Origin of the sequence: Streptomyces doebereineriae (genome assembly GCF_031845645.1) — a bacterium.
Taxonomy (GTDB): domain Bacteria; phylum Actinomycetota; class Actinomycetes; order Streptomycetales; family Streptomycetaceae; genus Streptomyces; species Streptomyces canus.
On the sequence record NZ_JAVREZ010000004.1, the window covers coordinates 32,772 to 49,353 of the forward strand.

General features: G+C 67.8%; 16 protein-coding genes. 4 read left to right on the forward strand and 12 right to left on the reverse strand.

The window, feature by feature from the left end; translation table 11 throughout:
- Positions 1-21: 21 nt before the first annotated feature.
- Positions 22-366, reverse strand: coding sequence for a hypothetical protein (locus RNB18_RS13105; RefSeq protein ID WP_311714293.1), 345 nt, complete (start codon positions 364-366; stop codon positions 22-24).
- Between the two features lie 588 nt (positions 367-954).
- On the opposite strand from RNB18_RS13105, the gene RNB18_RS13110 reads away from it, so the two are divergent.
- Positions 955-2,355: a hypothetical protein gene (locus RNB18_RS13110; RefSeq protein WP_311714294.1), complete on the forward strand. Its 1,401-nt coding sequence runs from the start codon at positions 955-957 to the stop codon at positions 2,353-2,355.
- Entirely contained in the window at positions 2,355-4,010 is a 1,656-nt protein-coding gene (locus RNB18_RS13115; RefSeq protein ID WP_311714295.1) for an outer membrane protein assembly factor BamB family protein, read from the forward strand. Before RNB18_RS13110 ends, RNB18_RS13115 begins: the two co-directional genes overlap by 1 nt.
- Before the next feature lie 66 nt (positions 4,011-4,076).
- On the opposite strand, the gene RNB18_RS13120 is transcribed toward RNB18_RS13115, so the two are convergent.
- From RNB18_RS13120 to RNB18_RS13130, 3 genes are read right to left on the reverse strand one after another with little or no spacing between them, the layout of a single operon-like run.
- Positions 4,077-4,439, reverse strand: coding sequence for a hypothetical protein (locus tag RNB18_RS13120; protein ID WP_311714296.1), 363 nt, complete (start codon positions 4,437-4,439; stop codon positions 4,077-4,079).
- The gene (locus tag RNB18_RS13125) at positions 4,439-5,698 is read right to left on the reverse strand and encodes an amidase domain-containing protein (RefSeq protein ID WP_311714297.1); all 1,260 of its coding nucleotides are present in this window, start codon (positions 5,696-5,698) and stop codon (positions 4,439-4,441) included. Before RNB18_RS13125 ends, RNB18_RS13120 begins: the two co-directional genes overlap by 1 nt.
- A 2-nt stretch (positions 5,699-5,700) precedes the next feature.
- Positions 5,701-6,063: a type VII secretion target gene (locus RNB18_RS13130; RefSeq protein WP_311714298.1), complete on the reverse strand. Its 363-nt coding sequence runs from the start codon at positions 6,061-6,063 to the stop codon at positions 5,701-5,703.
- A gap of 409 nt (positions 6,064-6,472) precedes the next feature.
- On the opposite strand from RNB18_RS13130, the gene RNB18_RS13135 reads away from it, so the two are divergent.
- On the forward strand, positions 6,473-6,997 hold the full coding sequence (locus RNB18_RS13135; protein WP_311714299.1) for a hypothetical protein: 525 nt from the start codon (positions 6,473-6,475) through the stop codon (positions 6,995-6,997).
- 51 nt (positions 6,998-7,048) lie between these two features.
- On the opposite strand, the gene RNB18_RS13140 is transcribed toward RNB18_RS13135, so the two are convergent.
- Genes RNB18_RS13140 through RNB18_RS13150 form a run of 3 tightly spaced genes read right to left on the reverse strand, consistent with a single transcriptional unit; the run spans position 7,049 to position 9,950 of the window.
- Positions 7,049-8,503 carry a hypothetical protein gene (locus RNB18_RS13140; RefSeq protein WP_311714300.1) on the reverse strand — a complete coding sequence of 485 codons (1,455 nt, stop codon included), beginning with the start codon at positions 8,501-8,503 and terminating at the stop codon, positions 7,049-7,051.
- Positions 8,500-9,630 (reverse strand): WXG100 family type VII secretion target, encoded by a 1,131-nt coding sequence (locus RNB18_RS13145; RefSeq protein ID WP_311714301.1) that lies wholly within the window; start codon positions 9,628-9,630, stop codon positions 8,500-8,502. Before RNB18_RS13145 ends, RNB18_RS13140 begins: the two co-directional genes overlap by 4 nt.
- Positions 9,627-9,950 (reverse strand): hypothetical protein, encoded by a 324-nt coding sequence (locus RNB18_RS13150; RefSeq protein WP_311714302.1) that lies wholly within the window; start codon positions 9,948-9,950, stop codon positions 9,627-9,629. Before RNB18_RS13150 ends, RNB18_RS13145 begins: the two co-directional genes overlap by 4 nt.
- Before the next feature lie 322 nt (positions 9,951-10,272).
- Between RNB18_RS13150 and RNB18_RS13155 the strand changes: the two genes are divergently transcribed.
- A complete protein-coding gene (locus RNB18_RS13155) occupies positions 10,273-11,232 on the forward strand; it encodes a type VII secretion system-associated protein (RefSeq protein WP_311714303.1) in 960 nt (319 codons plus the stop codon).
- Between the two features lie 132 nt (positions 11,233-11,364).
- Here the strand turns inward: RNB18_RS13155 and RNB18_RS13160 are convergent, their stop codons facing one another.
- From RNB18_RS13160 to RNB18_RS13180, 5 genes are all read right to left on the reverse strand, one after another.
- Positions 11,365-12,384 (reverse strand): hypothetical protein, encoded by a 1,020-nt coding sequence (locus tag RNB18_RS13160; protein ID WP_311714304.1) that lies wholly within the window; start codon positions 12,382-12,384, stop codon positions 11,365-11,367.
- A gap of 46 nt (positions 12,385-12,430) precedes the next feature.
- Complete coding sequence (locus RNB18_RS13165; RefSeq protein ID WP_266558878.1) at positions 12,431-13,084, reverse strand: hypothetical protein; 654 nt, start codon at positions 13,082-13,084, stop codon at positions 12,431-12,433.
- 5 nt (positions 13,085-13,089) lie between these two features.
- Positions 13,090-15,279 carry a DUF6571 family protein gene (locus tag RNB18_RS13170; RefSeq protein ID WP_311714305.1) on the reverse strand — a complete coding sequence of 730 codons (2,190 nt, stop codon included), beginning with the start codon at positions 15,277-15,279 and terminating at the stop codon, positions 13,090-13,092.
- A gap of 86 nt (positions 15,280-15,365) precedes the next feature.
- A complete protein-coding gene (locus RNB18_RS13175) occupies positions 15,366-15,800 on the reverse strand; it encodes a hypothetical protein (protein WP_311714306.1) in 435 nt (144 codons plus the stop codon).
- 280 nt (positions 15,801-16,080) lie between these two features.
- Positions 16,081-16,491, reverse strand: a complete 411-nt coding sequence (locus RNB18_RS13180; protein ID WP_311714307.1) for a hypothetical protein — start codon at positions 16,489-16,491, stop codon at positions 16,081-16,083.
- Positions 16,492-16,582: the final 91 nt, after the last annotated feature.

Genomic DNA, 16,582 nt, shown 5'->3' on the forward strand with positions numbered 1-16,582 from the left:
TTCCGTCCGAGATCCTGTGCTTCAGTCGGAGACCCGGCGCAGGAAAAGCCACATTCCCTTGGTGCCGTGGGTCTGCCGGGTGAATCCCTCTTCGGCGGCGAGAGCTTCCGCCTGCCCGACCGAAATCCCCGGATAGCGGGCCGGATTGACGCGGATGTGCCCGCGGACGTTCGGGGCGCCGTTCCGGATCTCCCCGCGCAGTTCCTCGCGCAGTTGCTCGGCCGGGACCTTGCTGCGCTTGCGGCGCGACGACCATGCGATCAGGAGGTTCACGAGCACCAGCGCGGCGATGCCCGCACCGATGCCCCCGAGGGCAACCGGGCTGACGGCGCCGCCGGGCGGGGCCGCGAGCAGAACACCGGCCATGTGCATCGAGGGGGAACCTCCGGGTGACAACAGCAGAGGGCCCGCACCTTAGCGGCTCTTTTTGTTCGCTCGTCTGTCCACGGAGGGACGACCCGGCACACCACGGCGCCCGCCGTGCCACCGCATAAGTGCTGGTCCAGGCCTCGACTTCACCTATTCATCACACGCGTTCACATGGCCACCCCATGAGTCCCACCTCACCACCACTGGCCCTTTCCGCGCGGATCACCATCTTTTTCCGCCTGGATGAGCAAGGGATGGGGGCGGCATCGACCAGAACCGTCGTACTTGTAGGGTGTCATGTGCATTACGGGGGAGCTGTTGATCACTTGAGCGTCGTGCTCCATTTCTCTGCGGGCTCCCACACATCATCGAGACTCATGGGGGACCGGGTTCATGTCGTACCCTCCGCCGCCCGGAGGGCCGGGCGGCGCGTATCCACAGGGGCAGGGAGGGTGGGCCCCACAGCAGCAGCCGACGCAGCCGCAGCCGGGGGGCGTGCCCTACCCGCCACAGGCCGCGCCAGGTCACTACGGCTATCCGCCGCAACCGCCCGCCACGGCTCAGGGTTGGCCCGCGCCGCCCCACATGCCGTACCCGCAATCGCAGCCTCCCGGTGGACCCGGCGGTGACCGGGGCGGGAGCGGCCTGAAGAAGGCCGTCATCGGTCTGGTCGTCCTGGCCGTGCTCGCCGTGCTCGGCATCGGCGGGCTCGCCGCGTACCAGGCCTTCGGCGGCGGCGCGTTGCCCACCGCGGCGGGCGACGCCCAGGGCGAGCAGTTGCTGAGCGCCAAGGACATCCAGGAGCTGCTCGACGGCCGTAGTCAGGCGTTGAGGAGCGGCGAGGAGGACACGTATCTCGCCCCCTTCACCGGCGAGGCCAAGGACACGCAGAGGAGTCTCTTCGAGAATCTGCGCAAGATCCCCTTCGCGCAGGCCGAGTACTCCGTCCTCAAAACGACGGGCACGAGCACCGACGAGTACGGCGACGGGGCCTCGGTCGCCCTCGACGTCGCCTTCGTCCACAAGATCCAGGACGTGGACGTCCGGCCGGTGTCCGAGTGGTACCGGTGGATCATCAAGCGGGAGTCGAAGGACGCCGAGCCGCGGATCACCAAGGTGGGTCCCGCACCCGGCGCCTTCGGTGCCAAGAGCTATGTGTTCTACCCGGCTCCCTGGGACCTCTACGAGGACATGCACGTCGTCAAGAAGGCCCACACGCTGACGATCTCGGACAATAAGCACGCCGCCGACACGGACCGCTACGCGCCGTACATCGAGAAGGCGGCGAAGGACGACATCGAGCTGTGGAGGGCGAACGGCCCCGAGGACACCGAGACGCCCACGGGCTTCGTGACGGTTCTCGAACCCGACCGCAAGACCTACTCCTCCCTGTACGGCTCGCAGTCCGTCGACTGGGAGGCCGGCCAGAGCGTGGCGATGCCCACCTTCGACGCCGGGTTCGGCGGTGACGAGAAGGACCTGGAGTACGGCGGTGCCCGGGTCAAGATGGACATGTCCGGGAGCCGCTTCACCAACGCGACGTACTGGCCGAAGCTCGTCCAGGAGATCTCCCACCACGAGTTCGCGCACGCCGTCGTGCAGCCGCTGGAGGCCTCTTCCGGCGGGTTCGCCACCGAGTCGAACACCCGCTGGTGGGTCGTCGAGGGTTTCGCCGACTACGTGGCGTTCCGCTTCGACAGTGAGCTCGGCGCGTGGAACATCCGCAACGACGTCACCGGCAAGGAGTTCAGCGGCACGCTGCCCGAGGACCCCGGGGCCGGGGACGAGGTCTCCACGAACTACACGGTCAGTTACCTGGCCATCCGGTTCATGGCCGAGAAGCACGGCGAGGCCGCGGCTCTCCGGTTCGTCACCGACCAGTACCGCCACCCCGGGCAGCTCGACCGGCAGTTGCGCGAGGCCACGGGCATGGGGGAGAGCGAGTTCCAGGCCGCCTGGGCGGGTTACGTGAGGAGCAACAGCTGATGAGTACAGACGGCAGCCAGGGCTCCGCCGGCCCGTACGGGCCGCAGCCTCCGCGCGTCCCCCCGCCGGGGTACGGGTACCCGCAGCAACCCCCGGCACCACCGCAGGGCCCGCCGCCGCAGGGCCCGCCACCGCAGGGGCCACCGCCGCAGCCGTACGGCTATGGGTACGGCGGACCGCAGCAGGCGCCCCCGCCGGGGTACGGGGTCCCGCAGGGCTACGGCCATCCGCAGCAACCCGGACAGCAGGGCTACGGGTTCCCGCCGCAGCCCCCGCAGCCGTACGGGTACCCCGGTCCGGGCGGCCCCGTCGGCCCGGCCCAGCCGGGGAACGCGCGGAAGAAGCCGGTCGGGATGATCGTGCTGCTCGTCATGGCCGTGCTCGTGCTGAGCGGGGCCGGTTTCGGGGCCTGGTACATGCTCGTCGGCTCGGCGAGCAACAACGTGCTGTGGAGCGTGGCCTCCAAGCAGGAGGGCGAGGATGTCGACGCGGTCCTCGGGGCGAAGACGCGGGGCACCTGGTTCACCGACAAGTCGGTGGTCCAGACCCTGCCCAACGGTGTGAAGGCGTACGACCTCGACAGCGGCAAGCGGCTGTGGGCGACGGCGCTCCCCGGCGACAGCAGCGAGGCGTGCGTCGCGCCCGAGAACTCCTCCGGCGACATCGGCATCGTCGCCTACGGCGAGGGGAAGGCCTGCGACCACCTCGTGGCCTACGACCTCCGCACCGGCAATAAGCTCTGGGACAGGGACCTCAAGCCGGGTGGCACCACGTCGAAGGACGAGGTGTCGGTCGCCCGGGCCGGCGATGTGGTCGTCGTCAACGCCGCGAAGGTGACGCTGGCGCTGAAGGCGGCCGACGGCACGGCGGCCTGGGACCCGAAGAAGTTCGCGACACAGGACTGCGGCAGCGGCGAGTTCACCGGCGGCAAGGCACTGATCCGGGTGCGCGGCTGCCAGATCAGCGACTTCGACGACCCCGACTGGGGTCAGAACTGGGACGAGGTCTCGCTGATCGACCCGGCCACCGGACAGGCGCGTTGGACCTACCACCACAAGGTGCCCAAGGACAGCTTCGGCGAGATCGAGGGCCGTGACGTCGTCTCCACCTCTCCCGTCGTCCTGGTCCGGCACGGCGACGACGGGGACGCGCTCTTCTCCCTCGACGACGAGACGGGCAAGGTGCGCAGCCAGTTCTCCCCCGCCACACCGTCCGAGTACATCAGGACCGACGACTCACTGGGCGGCCCCTGGTCGGAGGCGGGCGTCTTCGGCGACACCTTCGTCATCGGTGTGCCCACCGAGAAGAGCAAGGAGCTGCTGGCCGCCTACGACCTGGACAGCGGCAAGCAGCTGTGGAAGACCGACGCGGTCGAGTTCAGGTCGTACTATCCGCTGCCCGCGGCGGGAGGCGACCGGATCCTCGCCTACAAGACGAGCAACGACAACGACAAGGGCCCCGAGCTGGTGGAGTTCAACGCGAAGGACGGTTCGACGAAGACCGTCGTCGAGTACCCGACGGACGTCCGCAAGGGCATGTCGATATCCGCCAGGCCCTATTGGCACGAAAACCGGCTCTACGTGTCCGAGCCGAACCCTTCCGTCATCTACGGGGAGACGCCGTACACCTTGGTGGCCCTCCCCACCACCGACTGACCGAGGGGCTGTTGCCCAGAAGGCTCCCGTCGCCCGCGTACCGGCGACGGGAGCCTTCTGTCCGGGTCAGTACCGCGCGGCGGCCCTCGTCAGCCCGGAACAGTCCTGGCCGCCGGCGGGGTCCGGCTCGTACACCCAGTACAGGGCGGCGAGTTGGGCCAGCAGCAGGACGGGGACGACGCACCCGGCGGCCATGGCGAGGGTCCCCGGCCGCTGCCCCCGGCGCCGCAGGGACAGCAGGAGGAACAGGGCCGCCAGGGCGCACGCGGGCGCGGCCCAGGCGGTGACGTACATGCGGGTGGACGGGCCCAGGTAACGGCAGTTCTGGAAAGTGTCCCCGTCGAAGGAGAAGTGGGCCGCGAGAAGGCCCGCCGAAGCGACGACGAGGACCGGGACCAGCAGCGACCAACGCGGCGTGGGGCCGGCCATCAGTACCAGTCCGGATTGGGTCGGACGATCCGGATGTTCTGCTGCCCCTCATGCTGCTCGGTCGCGGGGAGCCGGCCCTCCAGACTGACGTTCTGGTACGAGTCGCTGTGCTGCGTGTACTTGATCTCACCGTCCGGCATCACCGCGGTGACGATCGCCGCGTGGTGCGTGTTGCCCTTCTCGATGGAGTCGTTGGGCCCGGACTGCTCGTAGTAGATGATGTCGCCGGGCTTCACGTCGGAGCGCGGGACCTCGCTGCCACCGTGCTCCAGCATGAAGTTCTGGTTGTTCTCGGCGGCGGCCCAACTGTCGGAGTAGGCAAGCCGTTTGTCGACACCGTCGACGCCCGTGCGGTTGCCGATCATCCAGGAGTCGTCGTCGGACGTCCCCCAGATGCTGGTCTTCTCCTTCATGCCCGCGTGCAGCAGGGCGTTGGAGACGAAGTTGGTGCAGTTGTTGCCGAAGTCCGTCGGGTCGCTCTTGTCCCAGTTGGCGAGGGCGTACTCGACCAGCTGCACGCGGTCGTACTTGCCGTTGCCGCGCAGTTCCCGCCGTACGTCCGCCGGGATGCCGTCGAGGTTGGCGAGGGCCACCGGCTGGGCCAGCATCATGTCCTTGCGCTGCCGGTCGGTCAGACCGTTCCACCACTGACGGACGGTGGTCGGGTCCTCGTCGACCGGGATGTCGTTCGCGAGCATCTGCATCTGGACGTGCGAGGCATGCGTCTGGAGGTCGTTGAGGGCCTTGCCCGGATCGGTGAGCCCGGTCTGGCCGGCGAGCTTTGCGAACTCGGACGCCGCCAACCGGTCGGCGGCGGTGACCTGTTCGACGGCCTGGTCGACAAGATCCTGCACCTGCGCGCGGTACGGCCCCATCTCCTCGGCCTCGGTGCGGCTGCGCGGAGGCGGACCGGTGACCGCCCCGTCGACGCCGATCTCGAGGCCGTACTGCGTGGCAAGGTCCACCGCGGCGCGCATGGTGCTGTGCGCGGTCTCGATGGTCGTCGTCATCCCGTCGGCGACCATGTTGACCGACAGGAGAATGTCGTAGGCAGCCTCCAACTGGTCGGCCAGCTTGGCGAACTCGGCGGCCGCGGTGGCACCGACCTCGTCGGTCCAGTTGTCCTTCAGCGGCTTCGCACCGTACTCGCGCAGGTCCTTCGCCGCGTCCAGGGAGTACTTGGCGAGGGCGTGCCACTCATCGGCGGCCGTCGCCCAGGTCTTGGGGCGGGCGTTGTTGATCCCCTCGTACGACACCATGGTCAGCCCCTCCCGAGGTCGTGCAGCCCGGCGCGCAACCGCGACTCGGCCTCGGCGTCCGCACTGTCGTAACCGTCGGCGGACTCCCGCAGCTTCTGGCTGAGTTCGCCCATCCGCTTGGCGAGCGAGACCATGTGCTCCTCCCACTTCTCGGCACACACCTTGAGCTGCACCGGGCTCTCCCAGCCGTTGCCGTAGTGGGCGCCGTACACCTCGTCGCTGGTGTCGAGCGAATGACTGAGACGCTTCATCGTCTGCTGGGACAAGGATTCGGTGTCATCGGCCGCGGCGCGTACGCGCGCAGCATTGATGTCGATGTCGGCCATGGACGACTCCCCCGATGTGAACTGGCTGTTGGTGATCATCGTACGGGGGGTATGGGGGGCCTCCTCGGAACCTTCACACGTACACGGGTCAGGCCGTGCCGCCGAGAGCCACCAACGCTTCGGTACTGCCCGGAGCACCGGCGACCACCGTGGCGGCGAGGGCCACGAGCGCGCTGAGTACCGACGGGGCCCGCCCCTTCACACCGCCCCCTCCGGCGCCGCCGAACCCCTCCGGATCCCGCTGATACCTTGCTGCTCTGTCAGTTCACATCTCGGGGGATCCATGAACCAGCCGCCGTTCCAGCCACCACCGCAGCCCCCTCAGCCCCCGCATTCGGCACAGCCCTACAGCCCGTACGCCCAGCCACCTCTGCCGCCTCAGCGGACGCCAGGATTGGGACAACCGTCGGCACCCGTCGGCCTCACACCCGTTCCCGGTCAGCCCCCGATGTACTCCGCGCCGCACCCCGCGCAGCCGTTCCAGGTACCGCCCGTCGCGCAGCAGCCGAACAACGGCGGCAATCCGGTCGGCGCGATCTTCCTCGGGCTCTTCGCGTCGGTGGTCGTATCGCTGCTCTACAGCGGTCTCATCATGGCCACGTACAAGGAGCAGTCGGTCACCACGTCCAACGTCCTCTACTTCGCCCACGCCCTGCTCAACGGAGCTGTCGTCGGCTTCCTGGTCGGCTCAGTGGGGCGCGGCAACAACGGTGCCGGGATCGGCGGAGCCGTTATCGCCGCGCTCGGCGCCTTCTTCGGCTACGCCAACTCCATCCCGCTGGTCTTCGCCATGGAGGAAACGCCGAAGGCCGCGTTCGACGTGCTGGAGCACGAGCCCTTCCTCCCGGCCAAGCTTTGGTGGCACAACAACACCGGCGGAGTCGACTGGCTGAACCTGCTGGGCCTCGTGCTCGCGGCGGCTGCGGCGTGGGGCCTCTGCTATGTGATCGGCATGAGGCGCCGGCAGGCGTGACAGCTTCGGCCATCAGTTGACGGCCTGGGTGTACTTGGGTTGTTCCGGGAATCACGCAGCGGGCTGCGAAGACGCCGCCGCGTCATTGTTGCGGTCGCAATCTCCGATCCGCCCCATCGCCTGCACCGTGAAGCCGACCGCAGTGGCGAGCACACCCGCCAAGGCGGTCCACCACCGCCAAGCCCCATCCTCCGGGACGAGCAGCAGGGTGGACAGGCAGCCGAACGCCACCGCGCATCCGACGACTCCCGGTACGGATGCCGTCACCAGCCAGCCCGCTCCGAGGTCCAGCATCCGGACCCGGCGTTCGGGGTCCGGGTGCGCGGGTTCAGTGAGTCCTTCCGCTGTGATCCGCTCGACCACCTGGACCGGGACCGCGCCCGGCAACTGCCAGCCGTCGTCACCCACCAACTCGGCGAGCATGTCGCGGCCTCGCTTCTTGAGGGGGTGCCAGAGCAGCCAGCCATGCGCACCTGAGAGCGCTTCTCCAGCTGCCTCGAGTCCCATCTCGGACCGGAGGGGGACTTCCTGACCGCAGCCTTCCAGCACCAGGCACCGAAACCTCCGGGTGTTCTCCCGACGCTTCTTCTCATCGGCCGCTTCAGGGCTTCCCGGCGGGGGCGGTTCGGTGTGTTCCTTGGTGCCGGCGACCACGACTCGCAAGGAATGCCAGTCGGGGGTGACGGTGCGGGCGGGGCGCCGGATACTTTCAGTCAGCCACCACCCGATGAGGGCAGCGAGAGTCGCCAGGCCCCAGAAGGGCCCGATTACCAACATGCTGTCGAACTCCACAGCCCGCCCGGCAAGTTGGCGCTCCACCTCGGCGAGCCGGTCGTCACCGATGGCTCCGAGCTCGGGCCGCTCCCGGACGGATGCCACGAACAGCTCGCTGCCGATCCCCTGACGTCGATTGGTGTCCGCCTGGAATGTCACGGGCACTCCGCCCTCTCCGGCCGACGAGGGAAGCAGGACTGTGTAGTCAGCCGTGGCGGAGGAGCGGGGGCCACTGCCCGCCTCCTGGTTCTCGATCTTCACGATAGGACGCCGTTCGATCACCGCACCCTCCTGAGCCAGCACCGCACTCGTGCCCGTTCCCCGTGCGTCGGCGGCGGCGAGCGTCACCCAGAGAGCCACAAGCGTGAAAGCGGTGACCACCGTGCCCCCGTAACGGACGGTCAGCCAGCGTGTTCCGCTCAGCCGCCGCGGCACGGCGCCTTCACCGCGCCCTGGGGACACCGAGGCTGTCCGCACTGCCCATTGGTACGTGTCGCTGCGGGACCGATCACCGTCGCGCAACACCGCCACCGACCAGATCGTCAGGGACGCGGCGAGCAGAACCAGCGAGCACCACAGAACAACCGTGCGCGCCGGTGTGGCGCCCAGGAACAGCCAGGCGGCGGTCAGCGCCGTGAGAGAGAGCGGGACGGCCACAGTGACGAACCGCCCGCAGCGCGGGAAGGGACGGAGGTCGTTCACGCCCTTGTCCAGGGTCCACCTACCACTCATCCGAACGCTCCATACCGCTGTGGGTCGGGCCGATTCCGCAGGACCTCGGCAGCTGCGCCCGCACTCTTCCGCGTGTCCTCGGCTGCACCGGGTCGGGCCTCTTTCTCGTCCGCGTTGGGATCGCCATTGACGGCCGCGTCGCTGTGCTTGGAGATGTTGCCGCCCGCGCCGAGAGCGAATCCGATGGGAGCGTTGGTGGCCACATCCCCCGCCAGGTTCCGTGCCGCAGAGAGCGTCCGCCCGTCCGTGGCCCGGTGAACGGCCGTGCTCCCGGCTCCACCAGCGAGTCCTCCGGCGACTGCTCCGAACGCCATCTGCGACGCGTCGAACCGCTCTCCGCTGCGAATGTTGTTGACGGTGTCACCGGCAACGGAGGAGAAGGCGCCCAGCGTCACACCGTCGACAGCGGTCGCGGCCACGCCTCCGCCGAACTGCGAGGCCAGACGACCCGCTACCAATTTGCCGCCGAGGGCGCCCACAACGCCGTTGACGGCATTGCTCTTGAGCTCAGGGTCATCGCCCGTGGCCAAGCTCGTCATGACACCGGAACCCGTGCCGGCAGCCCACTGCACACCCAGCTCGACGCCCAGGCCCAGCAACTTCCGGTCCCTCAGACATGTGCGAATGGTCTGGAACGCACGGGCCGCAGCCGCCAGCAGTCGCCCCAACTTCGTGGCCGCATCCACGGCCTGCGCCCCCAACCGCACCGCATTCGCCGCCCCGGCCGCCGCCGAGAACCCGACGGTGACGAAGGAGAGCAGCACGGACGCACCGATCGAGACGCCGATCTCGAGGTAGATCTTGTGAATGTCGGCATTGATCTCCTCGATGTGGTCGGCCGCTTCCTCGAGCCCCCTCGCCGCCTCCTCGAAGAGCGGCAAGGTCTCCTCGACCCCGTGACCAACCCTCGCCCAGTGCTCGCGGCATGCCCCCGCGGACTCACCCCGCCAGTGCTCACCAAGTCTCACCCGCACCTGCCGGTCGAGCGCGGAGTACGCCTCCTCCAGCTCCTCCCCCATCGTCCGCCACCCCTTGGCCGCCGCCCGCAGCACATCCGGACGGCCACCGGGATTCACCACCTCGATCCCGGCCTCGTACACCTTCTCGGCGACGCTCTCCTCGCTCACGTCTTCCCACCCTTGAACAGACCGGCGAGAGCCTCGTCCGACGCTTCGGAAGTCTTCGCGTTGTCCTTGATGGCCTGCCCCATCTCATCGAGATGCCTGGCGAGTTCCCCCAGCGATACGGCCATCTCCGCGGCCAACTCGATGTAGGCCGCCGTCACCTCATCGGACTCGGTCAGGAACTCGAAGCCGTCATGGATCTGCTCGGTCCCCGTCACGCCCTGAAAACTCTTGACCGCACGGCCCAGGTCATACGCCCGCGTATCAAACGCGCTCGCCAACTTCCCCAGTTCTTGCGGATCCAAGTAGAAGTCACCGGCCATGCGCCACTCCGTACACCCCATCCTTCGAGACGTTTGACATGCACTTCCGCAACATCAAACGGCCCGAAGAGTCACGTACTGGCACCCGATGGAGGTACCGCGTCAACTACCCACCGAGGAAGGCCCCGTCGCTTCCCAAGGGCGAAAGCGCACCAGGCCAAGGCCTCAACAGAGCTTCCCTCGAAGCCTATTTCTACGCAGATGATTGAATTACCCAACGATCAAGGGCACTTACGACTCCGAGCCAGCCGTCCACAGCCTTCCGCTGCCGCCGCACTCACCAAGAACCCTCACCCACTGCTCCGCACCACGGATGGACCCGATGAGCCACCTGATCCCGGACCGATTCGACGTACTCGCCCACAACGGCGACCAGCAGGTAGCCGTCGTCCTGCGCTGGGAACAGAAGGACGACGACTACACGGTCGTCGCCGACGGGCCATGGGCCCAGGTGATCGGTATCGGAAGGGACTGCTTCGAGGCGCTTACCCGCGTCCGTGAGCAGATCGAGCCCGCCGGATGGCTCCTGGGAGTCAACGGCGCTCGCCGTGACACCTGGGCCTCCGGCATGTGCCGTGGCCTGGGCGCTTTCCAGGTGTATCGCCTCACCCCCGGCGCCCGCCTCACCAACGCGGACCGTGTCCAGACCTTCCACGAGGCGCCCCGCGAGACGCTTGGCACCATCGCCGAGCAGATCCTCTTCGAACATCAGTGGAACCCGGACCCGGTAGCAGCCCCTTCCGGCCCGACGCCTGCCGTTCCCCCGGTCACCGATGCCCTTCGTGCCGTGGCCGCACATCAACGCGGTGGCTACGTCTACGCAATCGACCCGTACTTCGATCCCCACCGCGCAGTCCCGCCGTACGGCATCGTCGGTGGCTGGTCCGTCGACAACACCGGCCGCCTGGTCGCCTTCAGCCACAACCCGAACTACCGTGCATCACCAGCGGCGTTGGAGTTCCCCACCCCGCTCTCCGCTCTGGAGGTCACCATGCACCTGGCCATCACCGGATACGGCAGCGAGGCGGATCTGTTCGCCGCCTTCCGCGACGCCGCGCTCTCAGTCTTCCCCCCGGATTCGCAACGGGACCCACTCACTGTGACCGACCCCGACGGCAGTCGCTACATCGCGGCCTTCACCCATCCCGACCACACGCCGAGAACCTGGCGCCAGTGGCACCGGACCACGGGTCGCGAGCTCGCAGCCGCAGGTCTCCCGGTCCGGCTCAACCCGGGGCATCACATCAGCCTGACCGTCCCGGCGGAGGCACTGCGCGTCTAGGCCGACACGAGGCATACGTGCCGTGCCGCGCCGCGCAACACCGTCAGGGCGGACCGGCTCTCCCGGTAGGCAACACGTCCGGGCCGTTGACGTCCCCGTGGCGGGGACCAGTTGCTCTTGTCGGATCCTGGCTCACGAGGTCAGCTTTGCTGGTGCGCCGCACCCGTGGCGGGCCGCCGACTGCTCAGCGAAGTGCTCCAGGTCCACATGCTCTTGCTCAGTGAGCGGATCCGAAGTGAACTTGCGATCGTTCCCCTCGACAGTCGACGCCTGGTAGTAGCCGACGCCCAGGGCGCCCTGGCACGTGGCCGACGTCCAGGCCGTGGACCTATCGACCCCAGAGGGGGTGTCGTTCCCGCCGTACTCACCGTTGACGACCGCTTCGGACGCGTCACTGAAGGGGCCGTAATCCGCGACAAGTCGCAGGCTGCCGACGAGGACGCACTCCTCCACCGGCGACTTCGCGGCGGCGGTCTCGCGCACGGTCGGCGCGGAGGTCATCCCCTTGCAGGTCCCCGTGGCGGCACCGGCCGACACCGTCCGCGCACCGGCTGCTGGAGCGGCCAGCTTGCCCGTGCCTCCAGATTCCGTCTCGCAGCCGGTCTTCTCCGCCGCGCGCTGCGCCGTCCCGGTGGCAGCCCGGGCGAGCTTGAGGCGTATGGACTCGGTGGCCTCGACGTCGTACGGCGAATCGGCCGTCACGAGGATTCCGCCGCCCTCCTTCGGCGACCAGTTCTTGCAACTGAGGAGCACCGATGCGGTCGACTCCTCGTCCCTGGTGACCATGAGCCCCTGCCACCCGCCGTTCAGGGGTACGGGGGTGGTCCTCTCATCGTTCTGGTAGGCCGCGTACGCGTTGTGGGCGCCGGCCGTGGTCTCGACGGCGATCTCGATGCCGTCGACCTTGCACCGCGTCGCCAGACCGGCTGGCTCCGTCACGTCGTCCGACACGTCGAACTGCCAGCTGGAGACGTCGAATCCCAGACCGAGCAGGGAGAGTTTCGACTTCCCCGCGAGATCCAGTACAGAGTCGACCGGGAGCATTCCACTGCACGCCCGTGCGGTCTTGGCGGCCGGGTACTGGAGCTGAAATCCGTAGTACCCGGCCCCCAGGACGGCCAGGGTCAGCGCGGAACCGATCAGCCGGCGCATGTCTGTTCCACGCCGGAAACTACGGTAGTTCAAACCCATGCCGGTCTCAGCCACCCGAAGCGTTCGGGGAAGCCGACCGGGACGCGGCCGGGGAAGGGGACGCCGAGCACTTGAACACGTCGTCACCGAGGTAGCTCGTGGCGATGGTCAGCGCGGAGACGAACGCCTTGGTCAGCGAGTCGTCGAGGCTCCGCGCCGGGGGCGGCTCCTTCACCTCGATCTCCAGCACGGCGTGATCGCTCGTCGCCTCTCCAGGCATAGCGCAGGGGAGAGCCAGCCACGCCCGGTTCTGGTTCACGTTTCCTTTGGCCACCCGCACCTTGGTCCTCTCCAGGTATCCGGTGCTCGAACCGACCTTGAAGGTCTTGACGGTGGATGGGCCCGGAGACCTGTACCTGTCGAGGTTGTCGATGCTGTCCGAGTGCCAGAGGTAATCGATCTCCACGGCGTGCTCTTTTCCGTAGAGCGTGCAGGACCCTGCTGCCGTCCACTCCTTGGGAGAGAATTTTCTGAGCTGCTCCTCGGTGATGCCGCCGTCGCCGGCGAGAGTCTGGAAGGCGTCTCCGGCGAGCTTGCCGCCGCACACCGGTTTACTCTCGTCGTTCGTCTGCTTGTCCGAGTTGCTGCAACCTGCCGCGGCCATCAGGGTGACGGCGAAAGCGACCAGGTATCGAGTACTTCGGGAAGAGCGTTCCAGCACAGCGATCACCGTCCGTTTACCGAGGAGTTCCAGGCAGTTCCCGCCGTATGCCCGGACTTCGCAGCCTGTTCCACGGAGCCGGCCAACACGTCGAGGTCTTCTCGCGACATCTGCCGTCCCGAGTGCGCGATGGCTTCGCGTACCGATGACGCGCTGGATTCGCCCGCCGCGTTCCAGCCTTCCGCGTACTTGGTGGCCGCTTCCCGCTTGGCCTCGTCCGTGGTGTCCTGTTGAACCTGCTCCACCACCATTGCCTGGATGTCCTCGACGGCCCAGCCTGCGACCGTTCCCACGATCGGTGCGGCCGTACCCGTTGCCGCGCCGACCGCCATACCCAGGCCACGTCCCGCCCACTTGTCCCCGGTCGCCACAGCGTCGTTGAAGTCCTTGTCGGACGCTGAGTGCTCTTCGAAGATGGCCTGGTCTCGGGAGTCGCTGAGGATACCCGCCACGACACCGCCCGGATACGTGACATTCTCCATTGCGGCATTTAGGTCGGACGGATTCCCGTCCGCCACCTGCTGCATCCATATGGCGGTGTTGGCCTGTGACGCTTCCGTGATGGCGACATAGGCATCGGGATCCCGACCAACCGTCGCGAGGAACGGCTCCAGGGTGCCCATGTCCAGCTGGGCATCCGCACCGAACGGCTTGATCGTGCCCTGTTCGTTCGCTATCGCGCCCTGCACGTCCGCCATGTACTCCGCCGTCATGTTGCCCAGGCTGTCGCGGAGCGCGTCCCGAGGAGAATCACTGGCCAGGCCGGGGTCGCCGCCGATGGTGTCGACCACATCCTTCATCAGGGCGGCACGCTCGGCTGTGTGCTTCACCGGAGCACCGTCGTCGTCGAATGAACGGCCAGTGGTAGCGGATTCCAGGGCGTGCCCGAGGTTGTTGTAGCCACTGGGGTTGCCGGGGTCACCCGTGTAGCCGGGGCCTTCGGGCCAGTGCCGGTCCTTCAGCAGGTAGTCCAGGTGATCGACCTTCTCGCCGTCAATGGTGGCGTCGGACGTGAGGAACTCGGTGGAGGCGTCGGGGTTGTGCCCCAGTGCGTCCATGAAGCCCGCCATCGGGTCGAGCGCTCCGATGTTGGTCGTACCCAGCGTGCGCGGGTACCCCCAGTACGCGTCCGGGTTCTGCCCCGCGTTCGCGCCGTTCTTCTCCGCGGTGATCAGCGCGTCGCCGTAATCCTGGAGGAAGTCCTTGTCCCACTTGCCCTCGCTCATCAGGCTGCTGGTGAGCTGGTAGCCGCTGAGGCCGTACGGCGACTCGGTGGGGTTGGCGTTGAAGTCGCGCTGGCCTGCCTTGAGCAGGTCGTTCTGGAAGTCGGTGATGTCCTTGTTGGGCTTACCCCCGTCGTCCGACGTGGTCGCCGTACCGATGGTGGTGCCCAAGTTCGCCTTGAGCTCCTTGAGTTGGGCCAGCTGCTCCTTGGAGAGCGTGGTGCCGGCCGGCGGGCTCATGAGCTCGTTGTACTTGCTCAGCATGTTCTCACCGCCGGTCTTGACCGCGAAGTCCCTTGAGAACTCGGGGTCGTTCTTGTTGGCGGAGAGGAGCAGGTTGAGCTTGGTGATCTCGGCGTCGGAGAGCCGGCCCTTCTTGTTCATCAGGGCGGCCGCCTGGTCGGCTTCGACGGAGTCGAGCGTGGTGTAGACGCTGGTGTTGAAGGACTGGCTGTCGCCGTTGGCGTCGCGTTCCAGAGCCGAACTGGCGGCCTCATCGGCGGCGGTGGCCACTTCCAGGACCCGCGTCAACCGGGAGACGAGCGAGTCCAGCTTCTTCTTGCGTTCCTCGGCGAGACCCGGCGAGGCGGAAGCGGTCGGGCTGTCCTGCCGCGGGTCGACGTCCTCGACGCGCCCGTCGTCGTAGACCTTGTAGTGGTCGTTGCGGGCTTCATCGAGCAGGGCGTGCAACTGCTTCTGGGACGCGGCGAATTCACCGTGCGCGTCCAGCAGCAGCTTGGCGATGCGCTCCGCCTCGGTGGCGGCGTTCTCGTACTCCGTACGGGCCTTGCCCATGGTGACGAAGGCGGCCTCGGCCGCGTCACCCTCCCAGTGGCCCTTGAGGTGGTTGATGACCCGCTGCTCGAACTCCCGCTGCAACGCGTCGTACTTGGCCGGCAACGCTTTCCAGGACGCGGCGGCGTCGGCCAGCGGGCCGAGGTCGGCCTTGTCGAGGTAGGGGATGGACACCATGGGCGACTGCTCCTTGTGAGGGGGTTCCGGTCCGACTCGATGGGCTCACCCGGGCGGCGCTACGACGTCGGCCCGGGCGGCCCCATTCACCCGAAGGGCGTGCTGATCGAGCGCTGCCGGGCCTGTTCCTCCTGCTCGGTGCTGGTGTAGTGGCCGGAGGTGGTGTGGAGCTTGTCGCTGATGTCCTGGAGCAGGCTCTTGAGGTTGATGACCTGGGAGCCCCAACGGACGTCCATGGTCACCAGGGAACCGGCGGTGGCCCAGGAGCCCGCCTCGGCCATGCCCCCGGCACTGTGCTTGTTCAGCCCCCTGGAGGCGCTCAGGCAGTCGTCGTCGGCGCCGTTGTCGACGTTCTCGGTGTCACCGCGCAGTTCGACGAGAGCGTTGGCGGCCTCGTCGAGGCGCTGGGTGTCGACGTTGGTGCCGCCACCGCCGCCCCCGCCACCGCCCTCTGCGGGCACGGAGTTCAGCCGCGTCTGAGTGGATCCGCCGTGCTGCGGTGCATCGAAGGGAGTACTCATCCCTTGTCCCATCCCCGTGGTGAAAGTGGTGGACATGCCCGTCCACCCACTCGCCGACGGATTTCGTTGGATCCGTACGACGTGAGGTGCCCACTCCGGCCGAGCCTCGCGCTCGGCGACCTAGGCAAGGACATGCCAATCAGCAGGCCGAAAGATACCGGATCTTCCCTTGCGCGGCCCACTGTTGGCCGCACTGTGGGACGCGAAAGTGAACGCGAACACGAACGGCTCGGCGGGCACCTGCCCACCGAGCCGTTCCCTGCTCACCGCTCGCCGAAGATCAGGCCGCCGGTGCCTCGACGACCGCCCCGGACGGCGCCTTCGCGCTCACCGCCCCGCCGAAGTCGGAGTCCGTGAGGTCCTGCATGTCGTCTCGGGTGCTGTCCTGCTTGATGAAGTACGGCTTGCCGGTGGTCGCGACGTACCAGGTGACGGACTCCCCCTTGCCGGTGGTCGCCACGTACCACGTGACGGACTCACCCTTCTCCGACAGAACGATGGGCACCGCCTGCTGCCCGTCCACCGTGGCGGCCTTGCCCTTGGCCGCCTTGCTGCCGGCGTCGAGCGTGTCGGGGGCGCTGAACTGCTCCTGGTGACACCAACTGGCAAGCTTCGCCATCAGCGCGTTGCTCGACGTCCCATGGGTCCACTTCTCGGTCGAGAACGCGTCCTCTCCGAGAGCGGAGTTCATGCCCTAACGCCCTCCGGGCGCGGGCCCCGCGCGACCCGCCAGGTCGGAGTACGTCATCGCACACTCGGCGGAAGACGGCCTGCTGCGGCTG

Excerpts from the sequence above, each read along its gene's own strand:
- RNB18_RS13105 (WP_311714293.1), bottom strand. The coding sequence starts at position 366 with ATGGCCGGTGTTCTGCTCGCGGCCCCGCCCGGCGGCGCCGTCAGCCCG.
- RNB18_RS13110 (WP_311714294.1), top strand. The coding sequence starts at position 955 with ATGCCGTACCCGCAATCGCAGCCTCCCGGTGGACCCGGCGGTGACCGG.
- RNB18_RS13115 (WP_311714295.1), top strand. The coding sequence starts at position 2,355 with ATGAGTACAGACGGCAGCCAGGGCTCCGCCGGCCCGTACGGGCCGCAG.
- RNB18_RS13120 (WP_311714296.1), bottom strand. The coding sequence starts at position 4,439 with ATGGCCGGCCCCACGCCGCGTTGGTCGCTGCTGGTCCCGGTCCTCGTC.
- RNB18_RS13125 (WP_311714297.1), bottom strand. The coding sequence starts at position 5,698 with ATGGTGTCGTACGAGGGGATCAACAACGCCCGCCCCAAGACCTGGGCG.
- RNB18_RS13130 (WP_311714298.1), bottom strand. The coding sequence starts at position 6,063 with ATGATCACCAACAGCCAGTTCACATCGGGGGAGTCGTCCATGGCCGAC.
- RNB18_RS13135 (WP_311714299.1), top strand. The coding sequence starts at position 6,473 with ATGTACTCCGCGCCGCACCCCGCGCAGCCGTTCCAGGTACCGCCCGTC.
- RNB18_RS13140 (WP_311714300.1), bottom strand. The coding sequence starts at position 8,503 with ATGAGTGGTAGGTGGACCCTGGACAAGGGCGTGAACGACCTCCGTCCC.
- RNB18_RS13150 (WP_311714302.1), bottom strand. The coding sequence starts at position 9,950 with ATGGCCGGTGACTTCTACTTGGATCCGCAAGAACTGGGGAAGTTGGCG.
- RNB18_RS13155 (WP_311714303.1), top strand. The coding sequence starts at position 10,273 with ATGAGCCACCTGATCCCGGACCGATTCGACGTACTCGCCCACAACGGC.
- RNB18_RS13160 (WP_311714304.1), bottom strand. The coding sequence starts at position 12,384 with ATGCGCCGGCTGATCGGTTCCGCGCTGACCCTGGCCGTCCTGGGGGCC.
- RNB18_RS13170 (WP_311714305.1), bottom strand. The coding sequence starts at position 15,279 with ATGGTGTCCATCCCCTACCTCGACAAGGCCGACCTCGGCCCGCTGGCC.
- RNB18_RS13175 (WP_311714306.1), bottom strand. The coding sequence starts at position 15,800 with ATGAGTACTCCCTTCGATGCACCGCAGCACGGCGGATCCACTCAGACG.
- RNB18_RS13180 (WP_311714307.1), bottom strand. The coding sequence starts at position 16,491 with ATGAACTCCGCTCTCGGAGAGGACGCGTTCTCGACCGAGAAGTGGACC.